The sequence below is a fragment of the Chromohalobacter sp. HP20-39 genome (assembly GCF_033052815.1).
Taxonomy (GTDB): Bacteria; Pseudomonadota; Gammaproteobacteria; order Pseudomonadales; family Halomonadaceae; genus Chromohalobacter.
Genome location: NZ_JAWHTP010000643.1, coordinates 1 through 275 on the forward strand (window position 1 = coordinate 1; position 275 = coordinate 275).

Sequence of the window (275 nt, forward strand, 5' to 3'; positions counted from 1 at the left end):
GTTGATCATCGGCTTTGGCTACAGCGTGGCGCAAACGCCATCCGGCCGTCTTCTGCGCCGCTCGGCCCATGCCGAGGACCGTCCTGCGATCTTCGCGGCACACTTCGCGCTGTCGCACGCCTGTTGGCTCATCTGCTACCCACTTGCCGGCCGCTTCGGCGCGGTCATGGGCTTGCCATCGACCTTCATTGTCATGTCCCTGGTCGGCTTGGCCGGCGTGGCGCTGACGCTCTGGCTGTGGCCGGCCAGCGACCCTTCTGACGTGGCGCATGACC

Annotated in this window: 1 pseudogene; it reads left to right on the forward strand. The window is 66.5% G+C overall.

The features are described from left to right. Positions 1-275: pseudogene (locus tag RVY79_RS19525) on the forward strand (MFS transporter); the annotation flags it as partial.